General features: G+C 71.2%; 17 protein-coding genes. 11 read left to right on the top strand and 6 right to left on the bottom strand.

Annotated features, from left to right (window positions below; genetic code table 11):
* Positions 1–69: 69 nt before the first annotated feature.
* A complete protein-coding gene (locus ACLQ29_RS15535; protein ID WP_425772239.1) occupies positions 70–267 on the top strand; it encodes a hypothetical protein in 198 nt (65 codons plus the stop codon).
* Positions 268–343: 76 nt separating this feature from the next.
* Here ACLQ29_RS15535 and ACLQ29_RS15530 read toward each other — a convergent pair whose 3' ends face one another.
* Positions 344–1,036: a Crp/Fnr family transcriptional regulator gene (locus ACLQ29_RS15530; RefSeq protein ID WP_007463121.1), complete on the bottom strand. Its 693-nt coding sequence runs from the start codon at positions 1,034–1,036 to the stop codon at positions 344–346.
* Positions 1,037–1,305: 269 nt separating this feature from the next.
* Between ACLQ29_RS15530 and ACLQ29_RS15525 the strand changes: the two genes are divergently transcribed.
* The 5 genes from ACLQ29_RS15525 to ACLQ29_RS15505 all read left to right on the top strand — a co-directional run bounded on the left by ACLQ29_RS15525 (position 1,306) and on the right by ACLQ29_RS15505 (position 4,930).
* Positions 1,306–1,809: a polyadenylate-specific 3'-exoribonuclease AS gene (locus ACLQ29_RS15525; RefSeq protein ID WP_393364515.1), complete on the top strand. Its 504-nt coding sequence runs from the start codon at positions 1,306–1,308 to the stop codon at positions 1,807–1,809.
* An 89-nt stretch (positions 1,810–1,898) separates the two neighbouring features.
* Positions 1,899–2,402, top strand: coding sequence for a pyridoxamine 5'-phosphate oxidase family protein (locus ACLQ29_RS15520; RefSeq protein ID WP_425772238.1), 504 nt, complete (start codon positions 1,899–1,901; stop codon positions 2,400–2,402).
* Positions 2,403–2,573: 171 nt separating this feature from the next.
* Positions 2,574–3,602 (top strand): 6-phosphofructokinase, encoded by a 1,029-nt coding sequence (locus tag ACLQ29_RS15515; RefSeq protein ID WP_393364513.1) that lies wholly within the window; start codon positions 2,574–2,576, stop codon positions 3,600–3,602.
* A gap of 72 nt (positions 3,603–3,674) precedes the next feature.
* Positions 3,675–4,493, top strand: coding sequence for a pyrroline-5-carboxylate reductase (gene proC, locus ACLQ29_RS15510; RefSeq protein WP_393363499.1), 819 nt, complete (start codon positions 3,675–3,677; stop codon positions 4,491–4,493).
* A gap of 86 nt (positions 4,494–4,579) precedes the next feature.
* Positions 4,580–4,930: a DUF2203 domain-containing protein gene (locus tag ACLQ29_RS15505; RefSeq protein WP_393363496.1), complete on the top strand. Its 351-nt coding sequence runs from the start codon at positions 4,580–4,582 to the stop codon at positions 4,928–4,930.
* A gap of 248 nt (positions 4,931–5,178) precedes the next feature.
* Here ACLQ29_RS15505 and ACLQ29_RS15500 read toward each other — a convergent pair whose 3' ends face one another.
* Both ACLQ29_RS15500 and ACLQ29_RS15495 read right to left on the bottom strand, forming a co-directional pair.
* Positions 5,179–5,859 carry a class F sortase gene (locus ACLQ29_RS15500; RefSeq protein ID WP_425772237.1) on the bottom strand — a complete coding sequence of 227 codons (681 nt, stop codon included), beginning with the start codon at positions 5,857–5,859 and terminating at the stop codon, positions 5,179–5,181.
* The gene (locus ACLQ29_RS15495) at positions 5,856–6,725 is read right to left on the bottom strand and encodes a DUF4397 domain-containing protein (protein ID WP_425772236.1); all 870 of its coding nucleotides are present in this window, start codon (positions 6,723–6,725) and stop codon (positions 5,856–5,858) included. The genes ACLQ29_RS15500 and ACLQ29_RS15495 overlap by 4 nt, the downstream gene beginning before the upstream one ends.
* Positions 6,726–7,027: 302 nt before the next feature.
* On the opposite strand from ACLQ29_RS15495, the gene ACLQ29_RS15490 reads away from it, so the two are divergent.
* Complete coding sequence (locus ACLQ29_RS15490) at positions 7,028–8,629, top strand: glycosyltransferase 87 family protein (protein WP_425772235.1); 1,602 nt, start codon at positions 7,028–7,030, stop codon at positions 8,627–8,629.
* 28 nt (positions 8,630–8,657) lie between these two features.
* Here ACLQ29_RS15490 and ACLQ29_RS15485 read toward each other — a convergent pair whose 3' ends face one another.
* Complete coding sequence (locus tag ACLQ29_RS15485; protein ID WP_425772234.1) at positions 8,658–9,332, bottom strand: NADPH-dependent F420 reductase; 675 nt, start codon at positions 9,330–9,332, stop codon at positions 8,658–8,660.
* 243 nt (positions 9,333–9,575) lie between these two features.
* Entirely contained in the window at positions 9,576–10,064 is a 489-nt protein-coding gene (locus ACLQ29_RS15480; RefSeq protein ID WP_425772233.1) for a glutathione peroxidase, read from the bottom strand.
* A 168-nt stretch (positions 10,065–10,232) separates the two neighbouring features.
* On the opposite strand from ACLQ29_RS15480, the gene ACLQ29_RS15475 reads away from it, so the two are divergent.
* From ACLQ29_RS15475 to ACLQ29_RS15460, 4 genes are all read left to right on the top strand, one after another.
* On the top strand, positions 10,233–11,864 hold the full coding sequence (locus ACLQ29_RS15475) for a glycosyl hydrolase family 18 protein (RefSeq protein ID WP_425772232.1): 1,632 nt from the start codon (positions 10,233–10,235) through the stop codon (positions 11,862–11,864).
* Positions 11,865–12,045: 181 nt separating this feature from the next.
* Entirely contained in the window at positions 12,046–12,555 is a 510-nt protein-coding gene (locus tag ACLQ29_RS15470) for a hypothetical protein (protein WP_425772305.1), read from the top strand.
* 87 nt (positions 12,556–12,642) lie between these two features.
* Positions 12,643–14,049 carry a class II 3-deoxy-7-phosphoheptulonate synthase gene (locus ACLQ29_RS15465; RefSeq protein WP_393363470.1) on the top strand — a complete coding sequence of 469 codons (1,407 nt, stop codon included), beginning with the start codon at positions 12,643–12,645 and terminating at the stop codon, positions 14,047–14,049.
* 109 nt (positions 14,050–14,158) lie between these two features.
* A complete protein-coding gene (locus ACLQ29_RS15460) occupies positions 14,159–15,193 on the top strand; it encodes a threonine aldolase family protein (RefSeq protein WP_425772231.1) in 1,035 nt (344 codons plus the stop codon).
* A gap of 63 nt (positions 15,194–15,256) precedes the next feature.
* Here the strand turns inward: ACLQ29_RS15460 and ACLQ29_RS15455 are convergent, their stop codons facing one another.
* On the bottom strand, positions 15,257–16,543 hold the full coding sequence (locus ACLQ29_RS15455) for an IS256 family transposase (RefSeq protein WP_425772230.1): 1,287 nt from the start codon (positions 16,541–16,543) through the stop codon (positions 15,257–15,259).
* Positions 16,544–16,631 lie beyond the last annotated feature (88 nt).

Raw genomic sequence — 16,631 nt, 5'->3', positions numbered from 1 at the left:
TCACCGAGGGTGCTGACCGACTAGATTCAGGCGGCAGATATCGATCAGGGACCAGAGGGGGACAGGTCAATGGTGTACGTCAAGCTGGAGAGCGACTGGACCGACGGCAACGGGGTCAGCCACTCCGCGGGCGACTCGGTGGACGTCGACGCCGCCACGCTCGCCACGCTCCAGGCCAAGGGCATCGTCAGCGAGCAGACCCACGGCCCGGGTGGCGACGGCAAGGGTCCGGACAAGTGGGCCGGGCCGGGCAGCTCCGGGGCGTGACCCCACGCCGATGACGCCGAAACGGCCGGGTCGCCCACGGGGCTGCCCGGCCGTTTCGTGCTGCTCGGGTGAGGTGTCAGCGGTCGTTCATGCCGGCGCGGCGGCGCAGCGCGGCCACGTCGGTCACCACGATCCGGCGCCCCTCGGTACGCAGCCAGCCACGGCTGGCGAACGAACCGATCGCCTGGTTGACGCTCTGCCGGGAGCCACCCGCCATCTCGGCCAGTTGACTCTGGTTGAGCTCGATCGTGATCATCGGCGCCTGGCTCTCGCCGGCCAACCGGACAAGCGTCTTGGCCACCCGACCCGGCAGGTCGAGGAAGACGTGGTCGGCGTTCTGCTCGGTCAGCCGGCGGATCAGCCCGCCCAGCGAGCGCATCACCGCGTCCAGGATGCGCGGGTTGGAGTGCACCAGCTCCATGAACGCGCCCCGCGAGAGCGCGAGCGCCGCGCAGTCCTCGATGGCCTCGGCCGAGGCGGACCGGGTGGACGCGTCGAGCAGGGAGACCTCGCCGAGCACGTCCGGGGGACGGATCACCGACAGGACGGCCCGCTCACCTGTGGGTGCGGTGCGGAAGACGGCCACCGCCCCGCGGCGCAACACGATGAGCGACTCACCCGGGTCGTTCTCCACGAAGAGCAACTGGCCCTTGCGGTAGGTGCGCGGAACGGCGGCGGCGATGACGCGCTGCCGCACCTCGGGCTCCAAACCAGCGAACATCTCGACACCCGTGAGCGCGTCACCCGGCTCCGGCAGGCGCATCTCCACGGCCCAACCCCTCCCCGGTCATGGACCACAAACTCGCTCACCGGGTGAACCTGATGGCCCTGACAAGGTGAACTGACACCGATTCGGCATCCGGTAGCGGTACACATCAGATCATGACGGTCCGGTCGCTTGCTGTACACCCCTCGAAGCACTTCCGTGACCGTCGCGAGCTGCCGCGTACCCTCGTTGAAGTGCCGATCCGGCCTGTCACCAGCGATGCGGCGGCCCCGCCGGGCGCGACCGGGCGGCGGTGGGCGAGGATGGTCGGAATGGTCTACCGCTATTTCTACGACTGCGAGTTCATCGAGGACGGCACCACCGTCGACCTCGTCTCGATAGGTGTCGTCGACGAGTACGGCCGCGAGTTCTACGCGGTCTCCACGGAGTTCGACGATTCCCGTGCCGTGCCCTGGGTCCGGCGCAACGTGCTGGACAAACTGCCGTCCCCGGCCGACCGGGCCTGGCGGTCGCGCGAGCGCATCCGCGACGACCTGTTCGACTTCCTGGTCGAGCCCGTCCGGGACCGGCCGGGGGAGCAGTTGGAGCTGTGGGCCTGGTACGCCGCGTACGACCACGTGGTGCTCGCCCAGCTCTGGGGTGCGATGCCGGCGCTGCCCCGGGAGATTCCCCGTTACACCAAGGAGCTGCGGCAGCTCTGGGACGACAGCGGCCGGCCGACCCTGCCGGACGCGGACGCGGCCCGGCACGACGCTCTGGTCGATGCCCGGCACAACCTGGCCCGGTGGCGGGCGATGACGGCCGGCGGGCGATGACGCTCCGCTGAGCGGCGGTCGTACCGTCCTAGGTTTGACCGGTTCTGTCCCGGGCATCGGTTCGACCAGCCGATCCGAGGGAGAGTGCCATGAGCAACCAGCCCACCAGCGCCGCCGAGGCGCGAGCCCGGGTCACCGAGCTGGCCCGGGCCGCGCGGATCTGCATGCTCACCACGACCGCCCTGGACGGTCGGCAGGTGAGCCGGCCGATGGGGCTCCAGGAGGCCGAGTTCGACGGCGAGCTGTGGTTCTTCGCCTCCGCCGAGTCGGCGAAGGTCCGCCAGCTCCGGGTGAATCCGGAGGTAAACGTCGCCTTCTCCGACCAGAGGCACAACGCCTGGGTGTCGATCTCCGGCACCGCCACCGAAGGGCTCGACCGGGCCCGCGCCGAGCGGCTGTGGAACCCGCTGCTCAAGGCGTGGTTCCCCGACGGGCTGGACACCCCGGGGCTCACCCTGATCAAGGTGCACGCCAGCTCCGCCGAGTACTGGGACTCGGCGAACAGCGCCGTGGTCAACCTGCTCGGTTACGCGAAGGCCGCCGTCACCGGGCGGCCGCCGGAGGCCGGCGAGAACCACGAGGTGACGTTCTGAGCAGCGCTCGTCGGCCCGCCGGCCCGGGGCGCGCTGTCGTCGCACCGGCGGGCCGACTACAGTGCGCAGTGACGGCCCGCCCCGGGCCGGCAACGGCGCCGATGGTCTGATCTGACACATACCCTGGGGCAATTCGGGCTTTACCTGATGCTCCAGGAGGATGAGCGGATCATGCGTATCGGCGTGCTCACCGGCGGCGGCGACTGCCCAGGTCTCAACGCGGTCATCCGGGCGGTGGTCCGCAAGGGCGTCGCCACCTACGGTCACGAGTTCGTGGGCTTCCGGGACGGTTGGAAGGGCCCGCTGGAGGGTCTGTCCCGGCCCCTCGGCATCGCGGACGTCCGTGGCATCCTGCCCCGCGGCGGCACCATCCTCGGCTCGTCCCGGACCAACCCGTTCAAGATCGAGAACGGCGTCGAGCGGATCAAGGACAACCTCGCCGAGCAGGGTGTCGACGCGCTGATCGCGATCGGCGGCGAGGACACCCTCGGCGTGGCCACCAAGCTCTACGAGCTGGGCGTGCAGGTCGTCGGCGTGCCGAAGACGATCGACAACGACCTCGGCGCCACCGACTACACCTTCGGCTTCGACACCGCTGTCAACATCGCGATGGAGGCCATCGACCGCCTGCACACGACCGCGGAGAGCCACCACCGCACCCTGGTCGTCGAGGTGATGGGCCGGCACGCCGGCTGGATCGCCCTGCACGCCGGCCTGGCCGGCGGCGCCAACGTGATCCTGCTGCCGGAGCGGCAGTTCGACGTCGACCAGGTGGCCGGCTACGTCGAGAAGCGCTTCCAGCACCAGTACGCCCCGATCGTCGTGGTCGCCGAGGGCGCCCAGCCGCTGGACGGCCAGATGGTCCTCGCCAACCAGGAGCTGGACTCGTTCGGCCACGTCCGCCTCGGCGGCATCGGCCAGTGGCTCGCCGAGCAGCTGGAGGCCAAGACCGGCAAGGAGGCCCGCACCGTGGTGCTGGGTCACATCCAGCGCGGTGGCACCCCGACCGCCTTCGACCGGGTGCTCGCCACCCGCCTGGGCCTGCAGGCCATCGACGCGGTAAACGACGGCGACTGGGGCAAGATGGTCGCGATGCAGAGCACCGACATCGTCCGGGTGCCCCTCGCGGAGGCCACCCGCGAGCTGAAGACCGTGCCGCTGGAGCGGTACGTCGAGGCCGAGGTCTTCTTCGGTAGCTGATCGACAGTTGGTGGCACGGCGGGCCCGCGGGTCCGCCGTGCCACGACCAGACGCGAGGGGGTACGGGCCGACATGTCCGCCGGGGTGCACACGGTCGCGGTCATTGGCGCGGGCAAGATCGGCGAGCTGATGCTCTCCGGGCTACTGCGCTCGGGATGGCCGGTGGACCGGCTGCTGGCCACCGCCCGCCGGCCGGCCCGCGCCGACGAACTGACCGCCCGCTACGGCGTACGGGTCGTCGACAACCTGACCGCGGTGGACGAGGCGGCGGTGCTCGCGGTCTCGGTGAAGCCGCAGGACGCCGCCGCGCTGCTCGACGAGATCGGCCCCAAGGTGCCGGCCGACAAGCTCGTCATCTCGCTCTGCGCCGGCCTGCCCACCAGCTTCTTCAATCGCCGGCTGCCCGAGGGCACCCCGGTGGTCCGGGTGATGACCAACACCCCGGCGCTCGTCGACGAGGCGATGACGGCGATCTCGGCGGGCGCGCACGCCACCGGGGCGCACCTGGCGCTCGCCGAGGAGATGTTCAAGCCCCTCGGTCAGACGATCCGGGTGCCCGAGTCACAGCAGGACGCGGTCACGGCGCTCTCGGGCTCCGGGCCGGCCTACTTCTACCTGCTGGTCGAGGCCATGATCGACGCGGGAATCCTGCTCGGGTTGCCCCGACAGGTGGCGCACGAGCTCATCGTGCAGACCGCCATCGGTTCCGCGGTGATGCTGCGGGATTCCGGGGAGCACCCGGTCAAGCTGCGCGAGGCGGTCACCTCGCCGGCCGGCACCACCATCTCCGCGATCCGCGAGTTGGAGAAGCACGGCGTACGGGCGGCACTGCTCGCCGCGCTGGAGGCCGCCCGGGATCGTGCCCGGGAGCTGGCCGCCCAGGCCGACTGACCCGCTGGCCGTTCTGCGTGGGACGGCCACAAACCGGGTGGCCGTTGGGGTGCGTCGCGGGGCCGTGCGTGCCGCATACTGGCCCGGTGTTCACACTTGCCCAGGCCCGGCACCTGGTGGCCACCCTGCAGCCGCGCATCGACGAGTTGATCCGGGTCCGGGCCGACCTGACCGAGCTGCGCGTCGACCTGGCCGACCACGGTGTGAGCGCGCTCGGTGGGCTGGCCGAGGTCAAGGGGCTGGAAGCCCGACTGCACGCCGTCGTCGACGAGCTGCACCAGCACGACATCCAGGTCAAGGGCATCGCCCCGGTCCTGCTCGACTTTCCCGGCGAGCGCGACGGCCGCGCCGTGCTCTGGTGCTGGTTGGAGGGCGACTCCGACGTGCGCTGGTACCACCGGGCCGAGTGCGGCTTCGCCGGCCGCCGCCCGCTCTGACCCCGCCCGCCGCCCGCGCTGACCGCGCGGAGCCCGCGCTGGTGCCCGCCGCCCGCGCTGACCGCGCAGAGGGCCGGGTTGAGCGCTTGATCCACTCGGGGTCTTGGAAGTCGCGGCATCAGGGCGGGCCGGATACCGCAACCTCCGGGAAACCGAGTTGATCAGGCCGCGCGGTGGGCGTCATGCCGGGGATCAGGCCGCGGGGTGGGCATCATGCCGGGGATCAGGCCGCGCGGCGGGGCGTACGGTCAGCCCGCGGCGGAGTCCGGCAGCGCCGGCCTGACGGCCTCGGTCACCGCGAAGACGACCACGTTGTCCCGGTAGTGCCCCCGCCGCCTGTCGAAGTCGCCCCCACAGGTGACCAGCCGCAACTCCGCTCCGGGCGTCGGGCCGTAGACCACGTCGGTCGGAAAGCTGTCCTTACGGGTTCGCAGCGACCCGGTCACCCGGAACGCCAACCGCTGCCCGCCACGCCACACCTCGACCCGGTCGCCGGGCCGCAGCTCACCGAGCCGAGCGAACACCGCCGGGCCGCGTCGCGAGTCCAGGTGCCCGGCGAGCACAGCCGGGCCGGTGTCGCCGGGCGCCGGGCCACCGCCGTACCAGCCGGCGGTGTCGAAGTCGGCGGGCGGAATCAGCGCGCCGACGCGGTCCAGGCCCAACACGGTGAGCGCGGAGTCGACGTCGATACGCGGTATGCGTACCCGGGTGGGTGCGGGACCCCGCGGCGCGGGCGTGGCGGCCACCGACGGGCAGTCGTCACCGCAGCCGGGGTGCCAGCTCGCCGCCGGCGGTGGCGGCGAGGCGGTGGTGGCCAACCCGACACCGGTGCCGGCGGCGAGGCAGACCGCCGCGCCGGCCGCGACAAGCGCGGCCAGTGGCCGGCGGTCGCGGTGCCGACGGATCGACGGGTCCGGCCCGGCGTTCACCAGGTGGTGCGCCGCCGCCGACGCCAGAGCAGCAGGGCCACCGCGCCGGCGAGCGCGGCCAGAGCGCCGGCCACCAGGGGGTACGCGCCGAACCCGGTAGCGGTGGTGCCCCCGGCGCCGGTGTCCACCCCGCCGGCCGGGACGACGGCGCCGCCCTCGGCGTCGCGGCGCAACTCGGCGGTGAGCCCGCCCTGCTTCGCGTCGAGCACCAGCAGCGAGTAGACCGCGCCGCCGGTGAGCCGCACCTCGGCGTCGGTGCTCGGCCCGTCGGCGCCCGCCAGCCGCAGCCGCCAACTGCCCGGCTCGACCTGCTCGTACTCGGTCGTGGAGGCGAACTGCACGTCGTTGGCGATCATCGGACCGTTCGCGGCGGCCACGTCCAACACCGGGGTACGCACGGAAGCCTGCACGACGCGCACCTTGGCGCGGCCCTGCGTGGGCGCGCTGAGGTCGTCGTTGAGCACCCGCAGACCCAGGTCCGCGTGTCGGCCGACGCCGGCCACCGTGTACGCGTCGCCGCTGGTGACCGCGACCTCGGTGGTGAGCACCGGGGGGTCGCTGGCGGGAGCGCCGGCCTCCCGCATCGCCACCGCGTACCGGCCCGGCGCCAGTTCCAGGTAGTCGGAGACCACGCCGTAGCCGACCCCTTCGAAGACCTGCGGTTTCGTGGCGCCCGGCGCGGTCAGGTAGACGTCCACCGCCGGGGTGTCGGGGGAGAGGTGGGCGAGCCGGACGTATCCGACGGTGTCCGCGCCGGTCGCGGCGGTGGCCGGCGTCGGCGTGCCGGTGGTGGCCAGGGCGGTGCTGAGCAGGAGCGCGCCGGAGCCGGCCAACAGCCGGCGGGTGGCGGTACGGAGCGTGTGCATCTCGCCTCCGGAAGCACGGTTGGTGAGCGGGCGGCAACCCAGAGAACAGAGTCCCGTTTACAGGACTCCAGCGCAAGTTGCCGACGCGATGTTTTCTGTCGCCGTCCCGACCCTCGCCCGCGTCGGTACTCTCGCTACCGCTCCCGGACGGCGAGGAGGCCGAACAGGTCCGGGACTCCGCCCGGGCCCGCCTCGGCGACCCGGACCAGCCGCAGGCCGGCGGCCCGCAGAGGTGGCGCCGCCCGCATCCGCCGCCGGCCTTCGGGCCGCCGCACATCGTCGCGCTGGCCTATTCTCGGTCGATGCGAGATCGCCGCGTGGCGCTGGTGTGGACGGCCTTCGTCGTCGTCGCGCTGGTGTCCTGCGTGCTCGTCCTGCGGCGCGACGACCGCCTCTCCGACCTGCACATCTACTACGGCGCACTGTCCGACCTGCACGCTGGTCGCCCGCTGTACGAGTTCCGGGCGGCCAACGGCGGGCCGTTCACCTACCCGCCGTTCGCCGCGCTCGTGCTGGGTCCGGTCACCGCCGTGCCGGAGGGCGTACTCCAGGGGATCTGGCTGGTGGCGACGTGCGCGGCGGTCGTCGCCATCGCCGGGGCGGTGGGCGTCGCGCTGAACACCCGGCGGTCCCGGCGACCGCTTGTCGTGGCGGTGGCCGCCACCGTGCTGATGCTCTCCGTGCCGGTGCAGAGCAACCTGCGCTTCGGTCAGGTGAGCGTCTTCATCGTGCTGCTGGCCCTGCTCGACGGGATGGGCGTCGGTCCGCCCCGGCTGCGCGGGATGCTGGTCGGGGTCGCCGCGGCGATCAAGCTGACCCCGCTGCTGTTCGTGGTCTACTTCCTCGCCACCGGCCGCTATCGCGACGCCGCCCGCGCGGTGGCGACGTTCCTGGCGTGCGCGGGTCTCGCCGCGCTGGTGCTGCCCGCCGAGAGCGTGACGTACTGGACCGAGGCCGTGCGGCAGACCTCACGGATCGGCAACCTCGCCTCGCTGGGCAACCAGTCCCTGCACGGGATGTTGCTGCGCGTCGGCGTCGACGAGGCGGCGTTGCCCCTGCTCTGGGCCGGTCTGGTGGCACTCGTGTGCGCGGCGGCGCTGCTGCGGGCGCGACAGTTGGCGGCGCGGGGCCGCCCGGGGCACGCGGCCGTGCTCGTCGGGTGCGCCACCATCGCCGCGTCCCCGGTGTCCTGGACCCACCACCAGGTGTGGCCGGTGCTCGCCGCGATGCTGCTGATCGGCGCGTCCGGTGTCACCCAGCGGGCCGCCGGAGTGGGGCTGCTCGCCGCCATGGTCGTCTCGTTGGGCGCGGTCCTCAGCCCGGTGTCGACACGGCCGGGTGTGCAGTTCCTCTTCGAGAACGCCCGCGCCATCGGGGTGAGCCTGCTGTGTCTGGTCGGCTTCGGCGGTGTCGCGGTCGCCGCCCGCCGAACGTCGCGCCGGCCGGCCGGCGGGCGGGGCTGGTTGCGGGTGGGTGTCACGGCCACGGTGGCGGTCGCGTTCTTCGCCGTGCAGCCGTTGCCCGCCGGGGCGGATCCCACCTTCAAGGCGTACGCCCTCGACGACGTGGTCAACCCGCGATACTTCTTCGTCTGCCGTGGCCCGGTCGAGTGCGCCGCCTACGGCACCGGCGCGCCGGTCACCTTCGGCACCCGCGCCGAGAAGACGAAGGTCCGGGTCAACGGCGTGGTCTCCCCGCAGGTGAGCCGCCTGGAATACTATTCGGCCCCCGGCGGGGCGCCCCGGGCCATCCCGCTGCTCGAGGCGTACCCGGGCAGCCGCACGTTCTCGTTCCGCTCGGCGAGCATGGCGCAGGGCCGGCTGGTCGCGTACGCCTCGGACGGCCAGCCGATCGCCAGCTACGACGAGGAACTCGCCGCCGCCCTCCGGACGGCCACCCGGTAGACGGTCGGGGGGAGGGCGGCGGCGTGGCTCAGCGGGTCGCGGCGGCCAGGGCGGCGCGCAGCTTCTCCGCGTCGCCCGGTGCCGGGTGCTCCCAGTCGGTGGGGCTGGCGGAGTAGAGCGTGCCGTACGCCGGGGTGTCCGGCTGGTAGCGCCACCCCTCGGCGAGCGGGCCGGCGTCCACCGCGTCGTAGCCGATCCGGTCCAGGAAGGCCGTCACCTCGGCCTTCGCGGCGGCGTCGTCACCGGCGATCGCGAGGGCGCTGCGGTCGGCGGCGCCGGCCGGCCGGCCGAGCGCGGCCAGACCCTTGTAGTAGATGTTGTTGAAGACCTTGACGACCCGGGACTCCGGCAGGTGCCGCTGGAGCAACTCGCTGCTCGTGGTCTCGCCCGAGTCCAGCTCCGGGAAGGTCCCGTCGCGCTGCGGGTAGTAGTTGTTGGTGTCGATGACGACCTTGCCGGCCAGCGGCTCCACGGGCACCGCGCGGTACGCCTTCAGCGGCACCGTGACCACCACCAGGTCACCGACCTGTGCCGCGTCCTGTGCCGTGCCGGCGCTGGCGTGCTCGCCCAGCTCGTCGACCAGGTCCTTGAGCGTCTCCGGGCCGCGCGAGTTGCTCAGCACCACGTCGTAGCCGGCGTCCACGGCCAGCCGGGCCAGGGTGCCGCCGATGTTGCCGCTGCCGATCAGTCCCACAGTTGTCATGTTGGTTCCCAACTCCGTCCACCCACGACGCATTCCCGACCAGTCCGGTGGGTAATTCCGGTTGCCCGCTGAGCCGGCAAAATCGCGCTAAGGCCTGTTTCATGAGGGCGGCCGGCCAGTTCTTATGAAACGGGCCTTGGATCCTGAATCTAGTGGCATCCGAAAGGTGGGGGGCCACTACAACCAGGTTCGAGCGTGATCGAGGCGGTGCGGTGGAGCCAGGCGCGCCCGGCCGCTTGGCCCTCAGGCGGGGAGGGCCTTTTCGATTGCGGCCTGGAGGTCGGTGTCGTCGGGGGTGACCGCGGGGGCGAAGCGGGCGGCGACAGTGCCGTCCGGGGCCACCAGGAACTTCTCGAAGTTCCACCGGACGTCCCCGGTGTGCCCGTCGGTGTCCGGGGTGTCCACAAGCACGGTGTAGAGCGGGTGCCGGTTCGGGCCGTTGACGTCGACCTTCTCGGTCAGCGGGAAGGTCACCCCGTAGTTGACCTGGCAGAAGTCGCTGATCTCGGCCGCGCTGCCCGGCTCCTGGCCGGCGAACTGGTTGCACGGCACGCCGAGCACCACGAGGCCGCGCTCGGCGTAGGAGTCGGCGAGCGTCTGGAGGCCGGCGTACTGCGGGGTGAGGCCGCAGCGGGAGGCCACGTTGACGACCAGCAGCGCCTTGCCGCGGTAGCGGGCCAGCTCGGCGGGGCCGCCGTTGAGGGCGTCGATCGGGATGTCGAAGACGGTCATGGCGCGAGGCTACGCGCCGACCGCGTGGTGGCCCGGAGGCGGGCGGAGCGGGTGCGATCCACCCGTCACCGCAAATCGAAACATGCACATCTTGACGAAGTGATGACGTCGTGAGTACCGTCTCACCATCTCTTTTGGAAAGTTTCCTAACAGTTCGGGAGACGCCTCATGAAAAGATCGCTCCGCCGGGCCCTCTGGGCCGGTGCCGTGGTCGCCGTGACCGTCGCAGCGGTGCCGATGACCACCGCGTTCGGCGCCGGCAGTGTCACCACCACGTTCACCAGAGCACAGGACTGGGGGACCGGTCACGAGACGAGGGTGACCGTCACCAACGGGTCGAGTGCCTCCGTCGCCACCTGGCGCATCGAGTTCGACCTGCCGTCGGGCACCACCATCAGCAGCGCCTGGGACGCCGACGTGACAAGCAGCGGCAACCACTACGTCGCGGTCAAGAAGAGCTGGGCCGGCGGCCTCGCCCCGGGCGCCTCGTTCAGCTGGGGTTACAACGGCAGCGGCGCCTACAAGGCGCCGCTGAACTGCACGGTCAACGGCGCGCCCTGTGGCGGCGGCACCCCGACCAGCCCGCCGACCACGAGCGCACCGACCACGGCGCCACCGACCACCGCGCCACCGACCACCGCGCCGCCCACCACGGCGCCACCGACCACCACCCCGCCGAACCCGGGCGGCAAGAAGGTCGTCGGCTACTTCGCCGAGTGGGGCGTCTACGGGCGCAACTATCACGTCAAGAACATCCAGACCAGCGGCTCCGCCGCCAAGCTGACCCACATCCTGTACGCCTTCGGCAACACCACCGGCGGCCGCTGCGCCATCGGGGACAGCTACGCCGACTACGAGAAGGCATACACGGCGGCGGACAGCGTGGACGGCGTCGCCGACACCTGGGACCAGCCGCTGCGCGGCAGCTTCAACCAGCTCCGCAAGCTCAAGCAGCTGAACCCGCACCTCAAGGTGATCTGGTCGTTCGGCGGCTGGACCTGGTCCGGCGGCTTCACCCAGGCCGCACAGAACCCGGCCGCGTTCGCCGAGAGCTGCTACAACCTGGTCGAGGACCCGCGCTGGGCGGACGTCTTCGACGGCATCGACGTCGACTGGGAATATCCGAACGCCTGCGGTCTGACCTGTGACAGCAGCGGCCCGAACGCGTTCAAGAACGTGATCGGCGCGTTGCGGTCGAAGTTTGGGTCCAGCGCCCTGGTCACCGCCGCCATCACGGCGGACGGCACCAACGGCGGCAAGATCGACGCCGCCGACTACGCCGGCGCCATCGGCAACCTGAACTGGCTGATGCCGATGACCTACGACTACTTCGGCGCGTTCGCGGCCCAGGGTCCCACCGCGCCGCACTCGCCGCTCACCTCGTACACCGGCATCCCGACCGCCGGCTTCTACTCGGACGCGGCAATCCAGAAGCTCAAGAGCAAGGGCGTGCCGGCCAACAAGCTGCTGCTCGGCATCGGCTTCTATGGCCGGGGCTGGACCGGCGTCACCCAGGCCGCTCCGGGCGGCAGTGCCACCGGCGCGGCAGCGGGCACCTACGAGGCGGGCAACGAGGACTACAAGGTCCTCAAGAACACCTGCCCGGCCACCGGCACGGTCGCCGGCACCGCGTACGCCAAGTGCGGCAACAACTGGTGGAGCTACGACACCCCGTCGACCATCAACGGCAAGATGACGTACGCGAACAACCAGGGCCTCGGTGGCGCGTTCTTCTGGGAGCTCTCCGGTGACACGAGCAACGGCGAGCTCATCGGCGCCATCAAGGGCGGTCTCGGCTGAGTCGCGGGCCGGCGCACCACCGACACGGTGGGGAGGAGCCCGCACCGCTCCTCCCCACCGGTGCGACGACGGCCCGGCCGACGCCAAGCGTCGGCCGGGTCGCCGTCGTTGGGGTCGGTGCAGCTAGATGTGGCAGACTCGCGGCGCGGCAGGTCTCGATCTCACCGTCGAGGAGGTGGTCATGCGCCCGACCCACCGCAGGCTCGCGGCAACCGCCGCCGGGCTGGTGCTGCTGCCGGCCGCCCTGGTCGGCTGCGGGATCGGCGACGACGACAAGGACAAGCCGCCGGCCGCACCCGTGCCCAACCCCGCCGAGGAGGCCGCCGCCCGCTCTCGGGAGCGCGTGCAGGCGTACCTCGACGCGATGACCGCGAAGGACGTCGCCGCCGGCCGGAGCCAGCTCTGCGCCCCCCTGCACGACGGCTTCGACCTGGCCGCCACCGGCCCCAACGGCGACTTCGCCGATCATTTCCAGGTGCCCGAGGCGGCCATCACCGACATCCGGTCCGGTCCGCTCGGCCAGGAGGTAAGCGTCTCGGTCTCGGTCACCGCCGGCAAGCTCACCGTCGCCCGGCCGCTGGTGTTCACGGTGACCCGTCAGGGCAGCGACTGGTGCATCGCCGGGGAGTCGCCGGGCGGCGAGGCCGCCAAGCCGACGCCGACCGGGGTCGTCCCGACCCGCGCGTCCTGACCATCGTCCGGCGGGTTGATCTCCCATCTGCCGGAACCGTCCCCCTCGCCCCTCGCGCACCCCGACCGTCGCCGTACGCTTTCTGTCATGCGCCATGAGTGGCATCAGCTGAGCCATCCCGCGGTAAGCAGCCCGGGCCTGCAGACCAGTCGACCGACAGCCGACTCCGCCGAGGACGCCGCGCTCGGCCTGGACCGATGGCGGGAGCTGCCCCGCGAGCAGGTTCCGCCGTGGTCCGACCCGGCGGCCGTCGCGGCGGTCTGCAAGGTCCTCGACACCGTGCCTTCGGTCGTCGCGCCCTACGAGGTGGACCAGCTCCGGCAGAAGCTCGCCCTGGTCTGCGAGGGCAAGGCGTTCCTGCTCCAGGGCGGTGACTGCGCGGAGACGTTCGTCGACAACACCGAGAGCCACCTGCTGGCCAACGCCCGCACCCTGCTCCAGATGGCGATCGTGCTCACCTACGGCGCGTCGCTGCCGGTGGTCAAGGTCGCCCGGGTCGCCGGGCAGTACACCAAGCCCCGCTCACTGCCCACCGACGCCCGGGGTCTGCCCGCGTACCGCGGCGACATGATCAACTCGCTGGAGACCGATCCGGTCGCCCGGGTCGCCGACCCGCAGCGCATGATCCGGGCGTACGCCAACTCGGCGGCGGCGATGAACATGCTCCGGGCGTACCTCGCCGGTGGGCTCGCCGACCTGCACGCCGTGCACGACTGGAACAAGGGCTTCGTGAAGACGTCCCCGGCGGGGGAGCGCTACGAGGCGATCGCCCGGGAGATCGACCGGGCGATCGCCTTCATCCGGGCCTGCGGGATGACCGAGGACGACGCGCTGCGGACGGTCACGCTCTACTGCTCCCACGAGGCCCTGGCCCTGGAGTACGACCGGGCGCTCACCCGGGTCTCCGACCGCCGGGCGTACGGGCTCTCCGGGCACTTCCTCTGGATCGGCGAGCGCACCCGGCAGATCAGCGGCGCGCACATCGACTTCATCTCCCGGATCGCCAACCCGATCGGCGTCAAGCTCGGCCCGACCACCTCGCCGGACGAGGCGATCGAGCTGTGCGAGAAGCTCAACCCGGACAACATCCCCGGCCGGCTCACCCTGATCAGCCGGATGGGCAACCACCGGGTACGCGACGCCCTGCCGCCGATCGTCGCCAAGGTCACCGCCGCCGGCGCGAAGGTGGTCTGGCAGTGCGACCCGATGCACGGCAACACGCACGAGTCGTCGAACGGCTACAAGACCCGGCACTTCGACCGGATCGTCGACGAGGTGCTCGGCTACTTCGAGGTGCACCGGGGGCTGGACACCCACCCCGGTGGCCTGCACGTCGAGCTGACCGGCGAGGACGTCACCGAGTGCCTCGGCGGCGCCCAGGGCATCGAGGACCTCGACCTGCCCGACCGGTACGAGACCGCCTGCGACCCCCGACTCAACACCCAGCAGTCGTTGGAGTTGGCGTTCCTGGTCGCGGAGATGCTCCGTGGCTGACGCGAGGAGCGAGCTTGCGAGCCCCGCAGTCGGCAGCCGAAGGGACAACAATGGCTGACGCGAGGAGTGAGCTTGCGAGCCCCGCAGTCGGCAGCCGAAAAGGATGACCATGGCTGATCTGTTCGTGGACCTGCGCTCCGACACGGTGACCCGGCCCACGGCCGGGATGCGGGAGGCGATGGCCACCGCCGAGGTCGGTGACGACGTCTACGGCGAGGACCCCACAGTCAACGCGCTGGAGGCCGAGGTCGCCGCGCTGTTCGGGCACGAGGCGGCGCTGTTCGCCCCGAGCGGGTCGATGGCCAACCAGATCGCCCTGCAACTGCTGGTGTCGCCCGGCGACGAACTGCTCTGCGACGCCGACGCGCACGTGGTCACGTACGAGATCGGCGCCGCTGCCGCGTACGGCGGGATTTCCTCGCGGACCTGGCCGGCGGTCGGCGCGGACATCGACCCGGAGAGGGTGGCCGCGATGATCCGGCCGGACGGCTACTTCGCCGTCCCCACCCGCGCGATTGCCGTCGAACAGACCCACAACCGCGGCGGTGGCGGGGTGATTTCGCTGGCCACCCTGCGGGACCTGCGCGGCGTCGCCGACGACGCGGCCGTCGCGTTGCACTGCGACGGCGCCCGGATCTGGCACGCGCACGTCGCCGACGGGGTGCCCCTGATCGAGTACGGCCGGCTCTTCGACACGCTGTCGGTGTGCCTGTCCAAGGGGCTTGGCGCCCCGGTCGGCTCGCTGGTGGTGGGCAGCGCGGAGAAGATCGAGCGGGCCCGGATGATCCGTAAGCGGATGGGCGGCGGCATGCGTCAGGCCGGCATCCTCGCCGCCGCCGGCCGGTACGCGCTCGCGCACCACATCGACCGGCTGGCCGACGATCACGCGAGGGCGGCCCGGCTCGCCGAGACCGTCGCGCCGTTCGGGGTGCTGGCCACCACGGCCCGCACCAACCTGGTCGCACTCGACCTGACGAAGCACGCACTCGACGCGCGTGCCCTGGCCGCCGCCGCGCGGGCCGAGGGCGTACTCGTCTCGGTGCTCGGCCCCCGCACCGCCCGTCTGGTCACCCACCTCGGCCTCGACGACGCGGACATCGACCGAGCGGTCGCAGCCCTACCCCGAATCCTCAACCAGTCCTAACTCGAAAATCGAACCGTGCGTAGACAGGGGCTGTCTCGCTAAGGGTGTTTCCGGCGATCTTGGTTAGTAGGTTTCAGCGGCGGGGAAGCGGTCGCTGAAGGTGATGGCGAAGGCGTTCAACGCGGGTTTCCAGCGCATCGTCCATCGGGTTCTGCCTGCTCCGGTGGGGTCCAGGGACCGGGTCACCAGGTACAGACATTTCAACGCGGCCAGCTCGTTGGGGAAGTGGCCGCGGGCTTTGATCGCCCGCCGGTAGCGGGCGTTGAGCGATTCGATCGCGTTGGTGGAGCAGATGACTTTGCGGATCTCTACGTCGTAGTCGAGGAACGGGATGAACTCGGCCCAGGCGTTGTCCCACAGGCGGATCACCGCCGGATACCGGCCGCCCCATTTCTCGGCCAGGTCGTCGAACGCGGCCCGGGCCGCGGCCGCGTTGACGGCGGTGTAGATCGGTTTGATGTCGTGCTTCAGCGCGTCCCAGTACTTGCGGGAGGTGAGCCGGAACGTGTTGCGGATCAGATGGATGATGCAGGTCTGCACGATCGTGCGGGGCCACACGTTCGTCACGACCTCGGGAAGGCCTTTGAGGCCGTCGCAGACGAGGAAGAACACGTCCTTCACACCCCGGTTACGCAGGTCGGTCAGCACGCTCATCCAGAACTTCGCGCCCTCACCACCGGTGCCGGCCCACAGCCCGAGGATGTCCTTCTCCCCGTCGAGGGTCACCCCGATCGCGGCGTAGAACGGCCGGTTCGCGACCTGCCCATCACGCACCTTCACCACGATCGCGTCGATGAACACCGCCGCGTAAATCTCATCCAGGGGCCGGTGCGACCAGTCGGTCATCTCCTCGATCACCTTGTCCGTGATCCGAGAAATGGTCTCCTTGCTGACCGAAGCGCCGTAGATCTCAGTGAAGTGCGCCGAGATCTCCCCGGTGGTCAAGCCCTTGGCATACAGCGACAACACGACCTCGTCGACGCCGGACAGGCGTCGTTGCCGCTTCTTGACGATCTGGGGCTCGAACGTGCCCGCCCGGTCCCGAGGAACGTCGATCTGCACCGGCCCGGTGCTGTCGGTCAGCACCGTCTTCGCCCTGGTGCCGTTGCGGATGTTGCCCGAGCCGGCGCCGTCGGGTTCGTGTTTGGCATAGCCCAGGTGCTCGGTCATCTCCTCGTTCAACGCGGTCTCCAGGACAGTCTTGGTCAACTGCCGGAGCAGCCCTTCCGGGCCGGTCAGCGACAGGCCCTGTTCCTTGGCCGCCCGGACCAGTTCGACGGCGGCCTTCGCCTCCGCCGACGGCTCCGCCCGCTTCTTACGTCCAGTCACGTCGTTCTGTGTCGCGGTCATCACGGCACCCTCCTCACCAGGCACAACGCCTGGCGGGTCTGGCCGGAAACACCCTTAGATCCACAGTCCCCCGCTTCGCGACGCGGGA

It is taken from the genome of Micromonospora sp. DT228, from assembly GCF_049841595.1.
Lineage (GTDB): Bacteria > Actinomycetota > Actinomycetes > Mycobacteriales > Micromonosporaceae > Micromonospora.
The sequence above is the reverse complement of the archived record's forward strand: the minus strand, read 5'-3'. Positions and strand labels throughout refer to the sequence as shown.

Excerpts from the sequence above, each read along its gene's own strand:
- ACLQ29_RS15535 (WP_425772239.1), top strand. The coding sequence starts at position 70 with ATGGTGTACGTCAAGCTGGAGAGCGACTGGACCGACGGCAACGGGGTC.
- ACLQ29_RS15525 (WP_393364515.1), top strand. The coding sequence starts at position 1,306 with ATGGTCTACCGCTATTTCTACGACTGCGAGTTCATCGAGGACGGCACC.
- ACLQ29_RS15520 (WP_425772238.1), top strand. The coding sequence starts at position 1,899 with ATGAGCAACCAGCCCACCAGCGCCGCCGAGGCGCGAGCCCGGGTCACC.
- ACLQ29_RS15515 (WP_393364513.1), top strand. The coding sequence starts at position 2,574 with ATGCGTATCGGCGTGCTCACCGGCGGCGGCGACTGCCCAGGTCTCAAC.
- proC (WP_393363499.1), top strand. The coding sequence starts at position 3,675 with ATGTCCGCCGGGGTGCACACGGTCGCGGTCATTGGCGCGGGCAAGATC.
- ACLQ29_RS15495 (WP_425772236.1), bottom strand. The coding sequence starts at position 6,725 with ATGCACACGCTCCGTACCGCCACCCGCCGGCTGTTGGCCGGCTCCGGC.
- ACLQ29_RS15490 (WP_425772235.1), top strand. The coding sequence starts at position 7,028 with ATGCGAGATCGCCGCGTGGCGCTGGTGTGGACGGCCTTCGTCGTCGTC.
- ACLQ29_RS15485 (WP_425772234.1), bottom strand. The coding sequence starts at position 9,332 with ATGACAACTGTGGGACTGATCGGCAGCGGCAACATCGGCGGCACCCTG.
- ACLQ29_RS15480 (WP_425772233.1), bottom strand. The coding sequence starts at position 10,064 with ATGACCGTCTTCGACATCCCGATCGACGCCCTCAACGGCGGCCCCGCC.
- ACLQ29_RS15475 (WP_425772232.1), top strand. The coding sequence starts at position 10,233 with ATGAAAAGATCGCTCCGCCGGGCCCTCTGGGCCGGTGCCGTGGTCGCC.
- ACLQ29_RS15470 (WP_425772305.1), top strand. The coding sequence starts at position 12,046 with ATGCGCCCGACCCACCGCAGGCTCGCGGCAACCGCCGCCGGGCTGGTG.
- ACLQ29_RS15465 (WP_393363470.1), top strand. The coding sequence starts at position 12,643 with ATGCGCCATGAGTGGCATCAGCTGAGCCATCCCGCGGTAAGCAGCCCG.
- ACLQ29_RS15460 (WP_425772231.1), top strand. The coding sequence starts at position 14,159 with ATGGCTGATCTGTTCGTGGACCTGCGCTCCGACACGGTGACCCGGCCC.
- ACLQ29_RS15455 (WP_425772230.1), bottom strand. The coding sequence starts at position 16,543 with ATGACCGCGACACAGAACGACGTGACTGGACGTAAGAAGCGGGCGGAG.